Source organism: Moraxella sp. K02 (assembly GCF_041154755.1).
Taxonomy (GTDB): domain Bacteria; phylum Pseudomonadota; class Gammaproteobacteria; order Pseudomonadales; family Moraxellaceae; genus Faucicola.
In genome coordinates, this window is the sequence record NZ_AP031590.1 from 1,046,336 (window position 1) to 1,059,764 (window position 13,429).

The following is a 13,429-nucleotide window of genomic DNA, read 5'->3' on the forward strand; positions in this document are numbered from 1 at the left end:
ATATGAAAATAATCACTCAGTTAGCCACAGCAAGTATTTTAAGTGTATTGGCAATGCCAGTGTTTGCCAATACCGTTGCGGTTTGGAATTCCCAAGTTGCCATCAATAATACTAACATCGCTAAAACCAAAATTGGCGTGGTGCAAGCGGCGGTCAAACCAAAGCAGCAGCAGCTTGATAGCTATAAAGCGACCGTTGAGCGTTTGCAAAAACAATATGCCACGCAAAATACTCAGATGACCCAAGCACAAAAAGATGATTTGCGTAAGCAAATTCAAACCAACCTACAAAACTATGAACAGGTTGCCAGTCAAATCCAGTCCATCATTGATACCAATGAGGCAGAAGTGATGCAGCGAATTCTCCCCAAAATCCAAGCCATTAAAGAAAATATTGTGCGTCAAAAAAATATTGATGTGCTCATTGATAATCGTGATAGAACCGTTAGTTATGTCAAACCTGAATGGGATGTAACGGCAGATTTTACCAAAGCGATTAACGATCAAGTAAAATAATATTTTTTAAGCTTAGAGGTTTTAGCAAAAACGCAATATTCGACTATTGCGTTTTTTATTTTGTGTGTAAAATTAAGGCAAATTTTAAGCAAACGATTGGAGTAATCAAATGGCGTTCACCCTCGCACAAATTTTGGATTTTTTAGCTAGTGACGTCATTGACCAAGGGGATGTGCAAACCGACCAAAATTTGCAGAAACAAATTTCCAAAATTGCTTCCCTTGACGATGCCACCGAAACCGATATCACGTTTATCGCCAATCCTCTATTTGAATCAAAATTGCAAACCACGGGCGCTGGCGCTGTGCTAGTCCCCGCATCTTTGCAGGAAAAAAGCCCAAGCCATAGCGTTGCCATCGTTGTCAAATCACCTTATGCCGCGTATGCCAAACTGACAGCATTGTTTGAACCGACCCAAGCGTATCATCAGACAGTCAACCCTAATTTATCGGATAGTTTGATTCACCCCACTGCCATTTTGGGTAACAATCTGCAATTGGGCGACAATGTGCGTATTGGGGCGTATAGCCAAATCGGTGATAACTGTGTCATTGGTGATGGCGTCAAGATTGATGCCCAAGTCAATATTCAGCCCAATGTCGTGATTGGCGAAGGTAGCTTAATTGCGCCGCACGTGTACATCGGGCATGATTGTGTATTGGGTAAACATGTCAGCTTGCACAGTCATGCCAGCATTGGCAATGACGGGTTTGGCTTTGCTCCTAAAGGCAGTACAGATGAAGCAGGTTGGCAAAAAATTCACCAATTAGGGCGAGTGGTATTGGGTGATCATGTCAGCGTAGGCAGCCATACCTGTATCGATCGCGGCGCGCTGAATGATACGGTTATCGGTAATCATGTCATTATCGATAATTTGGTGCAAATTGCCCACAATGTGCACATTGGTGCTGGCACGGCGATTGCAGCGTGCGTGGGGATTGCTGGCAGCACAGAAATTGGTAAACGCTGCATGATTGGTGGCGCATCAGGTTTTGCAGGTCATATCAAAATTTGTGATGATGTCACGATTACCGGCATGACGATGGTGACCAAATCGATTCACCAACCGGGTGTATATTCTTCAGGCATGCCAGTGATGCCCAATAGTTTATGGAAAAGAGCGTATATTAATTTTAAGCAACTTGGCAAACCAAAAAGTTAATCGTTACGTTTATCCATCAAATAATTTGAGAAAACAACTGTAAACTCAATCTTAAAACCGTTACAATGGTTGTTTTTCACAAATCTATTTTTTTGATAAAGATGATTTAAAAGTATAAAGGATATATCCATGGATTTTGATAAGTTGATTGATGAAGACATCGCAAGCCTTGCACAGATTGGGGTGACATTACCTATCAATGCCGTTGTGTTACGTGATTATCTGCCTCACCGTTATCCTTTTATGCTATTAGACAGAGTCACTGCGGTAAAACCCAATGAGTGGATTACCGGTCTTAAAAACATCACCATTAACGAGCCTTTTTTTAATGGTCACTTTCCTGAAGAGCCTATCATGCCAGGTGTGTTAATGATTGAAGCCATGGCGCAGGTGGCGGGTGTACTGGGTTTTATCAGCAAAAATGTCAAACCAAGAGATGGCTATATTTATCTGTTCGCTGGGGTCGATAAAGTACGTTTTAAACGTCAAGTCATCCCCGGTGACCAGCTTATTTTACGCGCCAAAAAGACCATGGAGCGTCACAGTATCTATAAATTTAGTTGCACAGCGTGCGTGGGCGATGAGTTGGCAGCCAGTGCAGAAATCACCATTGCAGAGCAGCGTACCCAATATCACCAGTCATGACTTTAACCTCATTTTTATATGGCTTGAATAAGGCGCGTTTTTAATAAGCTGTATCGATAAAATCTGTTTAAGTTAAGCAAAATCCTTGATAAAAATGGCATACTTTAGTAAAAATGCTATAATGTCGTTTTTATTTTAACCTGCTGTTTATAGTTAGCTTTGCCTATGGTTTTAGCTAAACCTGTATTTTTAGTTCTTCTTGAATAGTGGGCTGGTATAAGGATTTTTCATGACGATTCACCCAACGGCGATTATTGATGCCACTGCAACGATACACCCGTCGGTCAAGATAGGGCCGTATTGTATTATTGGTGAACATGTCACAATTGGGGCACAGACCGTGCTTCACCCCCATGTCGTCATTAGCAAGTTTACCCGTATCGGTGAGCGTAACCAGATTTTTCAATTCGCTAGCATCGGCGAAGATTGCCAAGATCTCAAATACCAAGGCGAGGAGACGTGGCTAGAAATTGGCGATGACAATCGCATTCGCGAAGCCTGTAGCATTCATCGCGGCACGGTACAAGATAAAGGCATCACACGCGTTGGTAGCCGTAATCTGTTTATGGTCAATACCCATATTGCGCATGATTGCGTGATTGGGAGCGACAACATTGTGGCTAATAACGTGGGGATTGCAGGGCATGTCCGCATTGGTAACCATGTGATTGTTGGTGGTAATTCAGGTATTCACCAATTTTGTAGCATTGATGATTATAGTTTGATTGGTGGCGCCAGCTTGATTTTAAAAGATGTTGCGGCTTTTAACATGGTATCGGGTAACCCTGCCAAAAGCCATGGTCTTAATATCGAAGGCATGCGCCGTAAAGGTTGGTCAAAGCAGACTATTGATTATCTGCGACAAGCTTATCGGGTGATTTTCCGTTCAGGACTGACCAAGGAAGAAGCCATTGTAGCAGTGACCGAGCAGCTATTACCCCAAGAACCTTTGGTACAATTGCTATTGGATTCCCTGATTCATAGCGAACGTGGTTTAGTCAGATAACGTGGTTTAGTCAGATAACGTGGTAAGATAAGGTAGTAAGGAAAGATAGCGTTGCTATTTAGCGTATCCACAGCAGCTTATAAAAAGTAAAAAAGAGCCAAATCGGCTCTTTTTTTATGTGTTTTTAGGTCAAATGCAAATCAGGTTTTGGTAAGTTTTGCTGCTGATAAAAAGTATCGACAAACGCATCAAACTTATCATCTTCAATAGACTGACGAATATCTGCCATCAAGCGCTGATAGTAACGTAAATTGTGTATGGTGCCCAACTGTGCCGATAGCATTTCATTGCACTTGAACAAATGATGCAAATAGGCGCGGCTAAAATTCTGACAAGTATAACAATCACACGCACTATCAAGCGGACTTTGGTCAAAACGGTGCACCGCATTTTTAATTTTAACGGCGCCAAAAGTGGTGAAATAATGACCGTTTCGTGCATTACGTGTTGGCATCACGCAATCAAACATATCAACACCGCGGCGTACCGCTTCCACGATATCTTCAGGCTTACCCACGCCCATCAGGTATCTAGGCTTGTCGGCGGGCATATCATCGGGTAAGTAATCAAGCACCGCCATCATTTCTTCTTTTGGCTCACCGACTGACAGTCCACCAATGGCATAACCATCAAAGCCAATAGCGAGCAACCCTTCTAGGGACTTTTCGCGAAGGTTGCGATACATACTGCCTTGGATGATACCAAACAAAGCATTCTTGTTACCCAGTTTTTCATGCTCATTTTTACAGCGCTCGCCCCAACGCAGTGATAGTTCAAGCGATGTATCCGCTTCGCTAGGCGTCGCAGGGTAAGGCGTGCATTCATCAAACTGCATGACGATGTCTGAGTTCAGTGAATATTGAATTTGCATCGATATTTCGGGAGATAAAAACACCTTTGCGCCATCAATAGGCGAGCGAAAATGCACACCTTCCTCGACGATTTTACGCATTGCACCAAGGCTGAAGACTTGAAAACCGCCCGAATCGGTTAAAATCGGTTTGTTCCAACCGATAAAGTCATGTAAGCCGCCAAATTTGTCAATGACATCGGTCGTTGGGCGCAGCCACAAATGAAAGGTATTGCCCAAGATGATTTCGGCGCCGATTTCGTGGATATCGCGCGGCAGCATGCCTTTGACGGTGCCATAAGTACCGACAGGCATAAAGGCAGGGGTTTGCACATCGCCATGAGCGAGATGAACCGTACCACGGCGAGCACGGCTCTCGCCTGTAGCGTTTTTATGTAAGGTAAATTGCATAATCTAAAGTTTCTGTAACAGGTTTTTTAAAAAGTTAAAATCATAAAAGGTTGAAATTATACCATTTTTTCCAACAACATCGCATCACCGTAACTAAAGAAACGATATCGTTGCTCGATGGCGTGCTGATAAGCCTGTTTGATGGGCTCACTGCCTGCAAACGCTGACACCAGCATCAATAGCGTGGATTTTGGCAAATGAAAATTGGTGATGAGCTTATCAATCACCCCAAATCTAAATGACGGATAAATAAAAATATCGGTGTCACCTGACCAAGCCGATAGCATTGGGTTTTCAAAACTGGCGGTTTTTTGAAACGCCGTTTCTAATACCCGTGTCACCGTGGTACCGACTGCAATCACTTGCCCGCCACGGGCTTTAGTTTGGTTAATCAAATCAGCAGTCGCTTGGGGCAACTCGGCATATTCTGAGTGCATTTTATGGCGCAAAATATCCTCTGTCTTGACAGGGGCAAATGTGCCTGCGCCGACATGCAAGGTGACAAAGGCGGTATTGATGCCTTTGGACTTGAAGGCAGCCAATACGTTATCATCAAAATGCAGGCTTGCCGTCGGTGCGGCTACGCTGGCAAGTTTGGCTGGGTCATGAAATACCGTTTGATAACGGGTTTCGTCATTGTCATCGGCATGGCGCTCAAAATAGGGCGGAATCGGCAGTTCACCATAGTGTTCAAGCACAGGCAATATCGGTTGGTCAAACGCTAGCAAAAATAAATTGTCCTCACGCCCCATTACTGTGGCATGAATGTTACCATCGGCAAGGCTCAACGTTTGCCCCTCTTTTGGGCTGCGGCTGGCGCGTACATGACACAAAGCGGTGTGCTTTTGGTTGCTACTAGCATCATCGGGCAAAATACGCTCGACCAATACTTCGACCGCGCCGCCACTGGCTTTTTGCCCAAACAGCCTTGCTTTCATGACCTTGGTGTCATTAAACACCACCAAGTCACCAGCGTTTAACAACTCTGGCAAATCCACAAATTGTTGGTCTTTGGGCTGACCATGGGCAGGTAAATACAGCAATCGAGATGCGGAGCGCACCGGTAACGGATAGCGGGCAATGAGTTCATCGGGCAGTTGATAATCAAAATCATCTAAAGTTAAAGGCATTTATGGGTTACTCGGTGATAGCAGAATCTTTGGCAAGGTGGACATTGGCTTTAGGAAATGGGCGGATTTTATCGGCGTCTGACCAAGCTTTGACCCAGTCATTAGGTGGCATATTGATATCTTTATAATCCAATGCGCTGAGCACTTGCTCAGTCGGCAAAACCTTGCCAGTCACGATGTTGGTGATACCGGTGCGCAGCAGCGCAGAGCAAGTCGGCTGACCTTTGACCCACATGCTTTGTTCAATATAAAACCAGCGCTCATCAACAGCTATCAGTCGGGTTTTGATGGTGACCTTATCAAATAAACGAACACGCTTACGATATTGGATGGTGCTACCAGCGACCACCAGCCCCCAGCGGTGTTTGAATAATTTTTTGGCAAGCCCTGAGCGAATGGCAAGATCGTTTCGCCCCAAATCAAACAGGGTAAAAATACGCCCGTTGTTCATTTCAAAAAAATGGTCAATGTCGTTGATATTAGCGGTCAAGGTGATTTCGCTGGTATCGGTTAATTGAAGCGAATGACCTTGTTTTTGTTTAATCACGCTTTTGATGGCATGGGTGCCCAGTCGTAAAAAAGGATACATGGTTGTTCTCAATCTAAATTTGTGCCACATTATAGGTAAATCGCGCTTGTTTAGCAAAATTTGTCACTATCATTACCCGACAAGTCACTATAATTACCCTACAAAAGGAAAGCAAATGACCAATCAATCACAGGTAGCAGCGCAACCCTTATCAGCGGACGCTAAAAAAGTATTAGATTTTTGGTTGCAGGAAAATACTAAGCCATTTTGGTTTGCCAAAGATGAGGATTTTGATAAAACGGTAACGGCTAAATTTTTAGCCACACTTGAGCAAGCCAAACGAGGCGAGTTATGGGATTGGCGAGCCAGTACAAAAGGGCGACTGGCGGAAATCATTGTATTGGACCAGTTTTCGCGCAATATTTTTCGAGATTCTTCACAAGCTTTTGCCCAAGATGGCATGGCGTTAGTATTGGCACAAGAAATCGTCAAACAGCCAGATTTTGACAAGTTAAATCAAGACGAACGCAATTTTGCTTTAATGCCTTTTATGCATTCGGAATCGGCAAACATTCATCAGCAGGCGTTGCCACTGTTTAAAAAATACGCCAGTGCCGATACGTTAGCGTTTGAATATAAGCATCAAGCCATTATTGAAAGATTTGGGCGTTATCCGCACCGCAATGCGATTTTGGGTAGACAATCCAGTGATGAGGAAATCGCCTTTTTACAACAACCCAACTCATCATTTTAACTTTTACTAAGTTGTTGCTGGGTCGCCCAATCAATATGTTCTTGTGTGTTTTCGCTTAGCATGGGGCGTTTTTGTTGCAGTTTGTCAATAATTGCTTGGCTAAATGGTGCATTGCCCAAGGCTACTGCCACATTGCGCATAAAGTTGTCGTAGCCCGTGCGGCGAATTGGCGAGCCTTCAGTTTTTGTCAAAAAATCCTGTGCATCCCACGCCCATAACTCAAGCAGTGACACCTCATCTAAACGGTGACGGGGATTAAAATCCTCAATCGTCGCTAATCTGGCAAATTTATTCCAAGGACAAATCAACTGACAATCATCACAGCCAAAAATACGATTGCCAATTTTGGGGCGAAGTTCTACAGGGATTTTGCCATCTAGTTCAATGGTTAAATACGAAATACACCGCCGTGCATCGACATCATAATGCCCGGTGGGTGTTTTGCGGATGGCATGGGTAGGGCAGACATGAATACAAGCACGGCAACTGCCACAATGCGATAATGTGGTTTCGATTTGCTTTTTATCCTCTGCCAAAGGCAAGCTGGTGAATAATTCCCCCAACACAAAAAATGACCCCGCTTGTGGATGAATCAGCAAGGTGTGTTTGCCTGTCCAGCCCAAACCTGCTTGCTCAGCCAACGCGCGCTCAAATATAGGCGCGGAGTCGCTAAAGGGGCGAAATACAAAGTCGTTGGCATATTGCGGATAATCGGTGGTTAGTTTGTCTTGAATCAGTCTGGCTAGGGTTTTTAGTAACCCTCGCATGGTTTTATGATAATCACGTCCTCGAGCATAGCGGGCAATAATCGCTGAGTTTGGGCGCTCGTTGTCTGGCACACTGCGTTTAGGCGGCGGCGTGACCAAATAATCTAAACGCACGCTAATGATACTTTGCGTCTTGTCAACTAACAGGGCAGGGTTAGCACGTTTATCATGATTGTCTTCAAAAAACAGCATATCGCCATGTTTACCTTGTGCTAGCCAGGTTTGCAAGGCATCAAGCTGTTTGCTAAAGATGGGATTGGCGGGATGCACAAAGCCACAATCAGCAAACCCCAACGCCTTGGCTTGCGCCTTTATCCAGCCCTTGAGTGCATTGAGTTCATTTGTAGTGTCCAACATGCCAACAACCAAATAAAATTAAAATGCTATTATAGCAAAATAAACACCTACAACATCATTGGATCATCTTATGCAAAGTAATGCACAGACGGATAAAAATACTGTGATGCAAAACGCCATTGCCTTATATAGCCCCAAACAAATTTATGACATTGAAAAAAACTGGTTTAGCAAAAATGACAGTTTTGCCTTGATGCAACAAGCTGCATGGCAACTTGCACACATCATCAAGCAGGAAAGTAGCAATCAAAAAAGCAGTCACCCTCAAAAATCGGTATTGGTAGTGGCAGGCGCGGGTAATAATGGCGGCGATGCTTGGTTGGTGGCGCATTATGTCAACCAGCTTTGCCCACATTGGTCAGTTACCCTAGTACAAGTCGCAGCGCCTACCACCCTCGACAGCCAAACAGCAAAGCACCTGTATCAGTCAAACGGTGCAAATGCGCCAAAATATCTGACGTTGACAGCATTTTTACAGCCATTCTATGAGCTTGGTTTAAGCTATCATTATGATGTGGTGATTGATGGGTTGTTGGGGATTGGACTCGATGGCAAGCCTAGCGCTGATTATCAGACAATCATCAATTGGATTAATCAATACCGCAAGCAAGTTCACCCTTGTCAAGTCATCAGCATCGATGTACCCAGCGGACTTAATGCCGCTACGGGCGAAGTATATGATGATACGGCGGTTAAGGCAGATAAGACACTTTGTCTAATCGGGCGAAAAGTCGGACTGCATATGGGGGATAGTAAAGATTATGTTGGCACTGTGATTGATGTGCCTTTGCTCCCTGTTGAGCAATCGGGCATCTTGTTACACACGAATCTACCTAACTTGCCACAACGTCATCAGGTGAGCCATAAAGGTACGTATGGTCATGTACTCATTATCGGTGGCAATCGGTCACAGGATGGGCATGGCATGGCAGGGGCGGCGATATTAGCCGCCAGTGCAGCATTGAGTAGTGGTGCAGGCAAAGTCACTGTTGCTTGTCATCGTGATTTTCATCCAGCCATTGTCACCGCTTTGCCCAATGCCATGACCGCGGATTTACACCATATCGCTAGCATCATCGAGCTGATTAACGCGGTGGATGTGGTTGCCATCGGCATGGGTCTGGGTAGAGATAAAGTAACGCTGGATTTATTTGACCAGTATCTTACGGCCATCAAACAATCAGAAAAGCGATGTGTTATTGACGCCGATGGTTTATACCATTTGGCAGATTGGGCAGGTACGAGTGACGGTTTAAATACTCCCATTCAACCACGATTGGGACAGTCAAACCAACGGTTTTACCTAACGCCGCATTCAGCGGAAGCAGGACGTTTGCTCAATCAACCCTATGCCGACATTGATCGAGACAAAATCAGCGCGATTCGGGCATTAGCTCACCACTATGGGGGCAATTGGCTTATCAAAGGGGCACAAACAATTGTGCTTGAACGTGCCAGTCTTGAGGGTGACAGTTTTGAACGAGACTGTATTGATATCTGCGGCTTGGGCAATGCCGGTATGGCAACGGCTGGCATGGGCGACTGCTTGGCAGGTCTGATGGCGGGCTTATTGGGGCAAGCAATTGCGGCACCCATGCGAACCGCCGTGCTCATACATGCCAAAGCAGGTGATACGTTAGCAGAAAAAATGGGTGAATATGCGTTGCAAGCCAATCACATGGCATCGGCAATCGGTGACATCATCCATCAAATCACGCAAGATTAAAATCACGGCAGGTTAAGAAGGTTCGATAGAAAAAAGGTGAGAATTCACTCACCTTTAACCTTTACACCCCTTTAATTTTTAAGTGAATGCTAATTTTAATTGAATGCTAAAGTCATATAGCACGCCAAGTTATTTACAGTATTGGCTCACTGTTTGCGCGACTTGCTGACGGCGTAGCTCAATTTCACGACCATCTAAATATTTACGTTCACCTTTATTATCCATCTCATAGACGCGCCCGCCTTGATTTAAGTTGGCAAGGGTACTTTGTAAGGCTTTGCAGCGCTCCGCATCTTGCTGTTTTTTGAGTTGCTGATTTTGTGCTTCAAGCTCAGCAGCGCGTTTTTGATCGGCTGTCAGTGTTGGTGATACACCTGAAGCAGCACCTGTGCTATTGCCAGCGGTTGCAGGTGCACGACTACTAGGCCCAAGTTCACGGGTATTAACCACTTGCACTTGTCGCAAATTAACACCATTGGTCGGCGCATATTGGCTATAATGCGGCACACCATTTTTGTCAGTCCACTTGTAATAAGTTGCTGCATTTGAACTCGCCATAACGAATGGTGATAACATGAGTGATAACAAAAACAGTGGCTTTAACATTGTTTTTCCTGTGCAAGAAACGAGAAAATTATGCGATAGCCTATCACAGCTTGATAGCTTTTAGCAGTAAATTTCGACAGGATAATCGTTTAATTTCCTAAAGGTAATTTTCTAAAAACGACTGGCTCAATCAGTCCGAGATTTTAAAGTTTATTAAGCTTTAAAACCAAGCCTTAAAACGAATTCATTTATCTATAACTAAAAGTTATAAATTCTAGTAGCTTTTTTTTATTGACAAGTGTTAAAAAAACTCACATCATAAGTCCTCTACTGGTCGTTAGTAACAATTATCGTTGGTTACTAATTGGTAAAATCTAAGCTAATTGGCGCTATCCGCTGATTAGGCTCTCCAATTGGATGAGAGCATTTTTTACCGTTGTTGTTGTTTATGAATCTAAACAAAAGAATCTAACAACCCTGACTTATCGGTCAACAAAGACAAAAAGTAGCCATCAATTTATACATTACGTAATTTTCGTGATGCTTTCTTTTTTGGTTATCATGCTTTTTGCCCTCGTCTGATTTGTTCACTGTTACCTTATGGCAGTGTTGAAGATTCTTGCTAATCATTTAGCAATTTTTATCTGAAACAACTTCCCAGTATCATTTTTGAAGACGACCATAAAAGGTGATGACAGTGACTCAAACTACCCAAGCTCCCAATATGACGGGAGAAAACCAAACGGCTCACGCTGCACCCAATTTTGACAAAAAAACCGCCAAAGCCTCAGCAGGTGAACCTGTCATGATGTCTGGTGCAGAAATGCTGGTGCAAGCGCTAATTGACGAAGGTGTAGAATACATTTTTGGCTATCCAGGTGGCGCCGTGTTGCATATTTATGATGCGTTGTTCAAACAAGATAGCATTGAGCACATCCTCGTGCGTCACGAACAAGCAGCGGGTCATATGGCAGATGCTTATTCCCGTGTGACAGGTCAAACCGGGGTAGTATTAGCCACATCAGGTCCAGGCGCCACCAATACGGTTACCGCCATCGCTACCGCGTTTATGGATTCCATTCCGATGGTTATCATCTCAGGTCAGGTGCCTTCAAGCCTCATCGGTGATGATGCGTTCCAAGAAACTGATATGATTGGTGTGTCACGTCCTGTCGTCAAACACAGTTTTCAAGTACGTCATGCCAGCGAAATCCCAGAAATCGTGCGCAAAGCATTTTATATCGCAAGCTCTGGTCGTCCAGGCCCTGTGGTGATTGATGTTCCCAAAGATAAAACTGCGCCTAACGAAAAATTCCCTTATCATTTCCCTGAGTCGGTCAGTATGCGTTCTTACCAACCATCGGTTCGCGGTCATTCAGGACAAATTCGTAAAGCCATCGAAACTTTAATTGCAGCCAAACGCCCTGTTTTATATTCAGGTGGTGGCGTGATTGCGTCAAACGCAAGTGCAGAATTAACCGCATTAGCCCGTTTACTGAATTTACCTGTGACCAATACTTTGATGGGTTTGGGCGCTTATCCAGGTTCGGATAAACAGTTTTTAGGTATGCTTGGGATGCATGGGACGTATGAAGCCAATATGACCATGCACAATTCAGATGTGATTTTGGCTGTGGGTGCGCGTTTTGATGACCGTGTGACCAACAATACGCAAAAATTCTGTCCAAACGCTAAAATTATCCATATTGATATCGACCCTGCGTCAATCTCAAAAACCATTAACGCACATATCCCGATCGTCGGTGATGTAAAAAATGTGCTAAGTGATATGCTCGCCGTATTAACAGAAAATAACGCACAGCTTGACCAAGCCGCGCTAAATGATTGGTGGGCGCAAATCAATGAATGGCGTAAACGTCATGGTCTACGCTACGACAAAGATGACAGCAATGGCATGAAGCCCCAGCACGTTGTTGAGCGCTTATATGAGTTAACTCATGGTAAAGCTATCATCACCTCTGATGTGGGTCAACACCAAATGTTTGCCGCCCTATACTATAAATACGATGAGCCCCGTCAATGGTTAAACTCAGGTGGGTTAGGCACCATGGGGGTAGGGTTGCCTTATGCAATGGCAGCCAAACTTGCTAATCCAGAGCGTGATGTGGTCTGTATCACAGGTGAAGGCTCAATTCAGATGAATATCCAAGAGCTATCAACTTGCCTACAATATAACTTACCCGTGAAGATTTTAAATCTTAACAACGCCCAGTTGGGTATGGTCAAACAATGGCAAGACATGATTTATGAAGGTCGCCATTCGCACTCTTATATGGATTCATTACCAGATTTTGTCAAACTTGCAGAAGCTTACGGTCATGTCGGTATCCAAATCACCGACCCAGCCAAACTTGATGAACAACTTGCTTATGCTTTATCACTCAAAGATCGATTGGTATTTATCGATGTGCTCGTCGATAAAAACGAGCATGTTTATCCAATGCAATTAGCAGGTCAGTCAATGCGTGATATGTGGTTAGCCAAAGGGGAGCGTACCTAATGAAACATTTAATTTCTGTCTTAATGGAAAATGAATCAGGGTCACTGTCTCGTGTGGTTGGCTTGTTTTCACAACGTGGCTACAACATCGAGACATTGAACGTCGCCCCAACCGATGACCCGACTTTATCGCGTTTGACCTTGACCACAGATACCGATCAAAATAAGATTGAGCAAATGACCAAACAGTTGCACAAGCTGATTGAAATCGTTAAAGTAACCACGCTGACCGATACTGTACATATTGAGCGCGAACTCATGCTGATCAAAGTACGCGCCACGGGCAGCAACCGCGAAGAAGTGAAGCGCTGTGCGGATATCTTCCGTGCAAGTATTGTTGATATCACGCCCAATGTCTATACCATTCAAATTGTCGGTGACACCGCAAAATTGGACGGCTTTATCGAATTGATGGGACGTGAACGCATTTTAGAGGTGGTACGTTCTGGTGTTATTGGTATCGCTCGGGGTGAAAAAATCCTCAGCGTCTAAATTTACCAACCTTTTAATC

The 13,429-nt window shown here is 44.2% G+C and carries 13 protein-coding genes; 8 read left to right on the plus strand and 5 right to left on the minus strand.

The features are described from left to right. Window positions 1-2 precede the first annotated feature (2 nt). The 4 genes from ACAM39_RS04790 to lpxA all read left to right on the plus strand — a co-directional run bounded on the left by ACAM39_RS04790 (window position 3) and on the right by lpxA (window position 3,328). Entirely contained in the window at window positions 3-515 is a 513-nt protein-coding gene (locus ACAM39_RS04790; RefSeq protein ID WP_369628411.1) for an OmpH/Skp family outer membrane protein, read from the plus strand. 109 nt (window positions 516-624) lie between these two features. After that, window positions 625-1,677, plus strand: a complete 1,053-nt coding sequence (gene lpxD, locus ACAM39_RS04795; protein WP_369628412.1) for a UDP-3-O-(3-hydroxymyristoyl)glucosamine N-acyltransferase — start codon at window positions 625-627, stop codon at window positions 1,675-1,677. Window positions 1,678-1,806: 129 nt separating this feature from the next. Continuing rightward, entirely contained in the window at window positions 1,807-2,322 is a 516-nt protein-coding gene (gene fabZ, locus ACAM39_RS04800) for a 3-hydroxyacyl-ACP dehydratase FabZ (RefSeq protein WP_100269875.1), read from the plus strand. 229 nt (window positions 2,323-2,551) lie between these two features. After that, a complete protein-coding gene (gene lpxA / locus ACAM39_RS04805) occupies window positions 2,552-3,328 on the plus strand; it encodes an acyl-ACP--UDP-N-acetylglucosamine O-acyltransferase (RefSeq protein ID WP_065252572.1) in 777 nt (258 codons plus the stop codon). 124 nt (window positions 3,329-3,452) lie between these two features. Here the strand turns inward: lpxA and tgt are convergent, their stop codons facing one another. The 3 genes from tgt to ACAM39_RS04820 are packed head-to-tail and all read right to left on the minus strand — an operon-like array spanning window position 3,453 to window position 6,308. Further along, window positions 3,453-4,589 carry a tRNA guanosine(34) transglycosylase Tgt gene (tgt, locus tag ACAM39_RS04810; protein ID WP_369628413.1) on the minus strand — a complete coding sequence of 379 codons (1,137 nt, stop codon included), beginning with the start codon at window positions 4,587-4,589 and terminating at the stop codon, window positions 3,453-3,455. Window positions 4,590-4,645: 56 nt separating this feature from the next. Then, window positions 4,646-5,719, minus strand: a complete 1,074-nt coding sequence (gene queA, locus ACAM39_RS04815; RefSeq protein WP_369628414.1) for a tRNA preQ1(34) S-adenosylmethionine ribosyltransferase-isomerase QueA — start codon at window positions 5,717-5,719, stop codon at window positions 4,646-4,648. A gap of 7 nt (window positions 5,720-5,726) precedes the next feature. Further along, window positions 5,727-6,308: an acyl-CoA thioesterase gene (locus ACAM39_RS04820; RefSeq protein WP_369628415.1), complete on the minus strand. Its 582-nt coding sequence runs from the start codon at window positions 6,306-6,308 to the stop codon at window positions 5,727-5,729. A 115-nt stretch (window positions 6,309-6,423) separates the two neighbouring features. Here ACAM39_RS04820 and ACAM39_RS04825 point away from each other — a divergent pair, with 115 nt between their 5' ends. Continuing rightward, window positions 6,424-7,002 carry a DUF924 family protein gene (locus ACAM39_RS04825; RefSeq protein WP_369628416.1) on the plus strand — a complete coding sequence of 193 codons (579 nt, stop codon included), beginning with the start codon at window positions 6,424-6,426 and terminating at the stop codon, window positions 7,000-7,002. On the opposite strand, the gene queG is transcribed toward ACAM39_RS04825, so the two are convergent. Then, window positions 6,999-8,126 (minus strand): tRNA epoxyqueuosine(34) reductase QueG, encoded by a 1,128-nt coding sequence (queG, locus tag ACAM39_RS04830; RefSeq protein WP_369628417.1) that lies wholly within the window; start codon window positions 8,124-8,126, stop codon window positions 6,999-7,001. The genes ACAM39_RS04825 and queG overlap by 4 nt on opposite strands. 70 nt (window positions 8,127-8,196) lie before the next feature. Between queG and ACAM39_RS04835 the strand changes: the two genes are divergently transcribed. Next, window positions 8,197-9,852, plus strand: coding sequence for an NAD(P)H-hydrate dehydratase (locus ACAM39_RS04835; RefSeq protein WP_369628418.1), 1,656 nt, complete (start codon window positions 8,197-8,199; stop codon window positions 9,850-9,852). 129 nt (window positions 9,853-9,981) lie between these two features. On the opposite strand, the gene ACAM39_RS04840 is transcribed toward ACAM39_RS04835, so the two are convergent. Next, window positions 9,982-10,458, minus strand: coding sequence for a DUF4124 domain-containing protein (locus ACAM39_RS04840; protein ID WP_160001937.1), 477 nt, complete (start codon window positions 10,456-10,458; stop codon window positions 9,982-9,984). A gap of 745 nt (window positions 10,459-11,203) precedes the next feature. Between ACAM39_RS04840 and ACAM39_RS04845 the strand changes: the two genes are divergently transcribed. After that, window positions 11,204-12,919 (plus strand): acetolactate synthase 3 large subunit, encoded by a 1,716-nt coding sequence (locus ACAM39_RS04845; RefSeq protein ID WP_173846746.1) that lies wholly within the window; start codon window positions 11,204-11,206, stop codon window positions 12,917-12,919. Next, the gene (gene ilvN, locus ACAM39_RS04850; protein WP_100269883.1) at window positions 12,919-13,410 is read left to right on the plus strand and encodes an acetolactate synthase small subunit; all 492 of its coding nucleotides are present in this window, start codon (window positions 12,919-12,921) and stop codon (window positions 13,408-13,410) included. The genes ACAM39_RS04845 and ilvN overlap by 1 nt, the downstream gene beginning before the upstream one ends. Window positions 13,411-13,429: the final 19 nt, after the last annotated feature.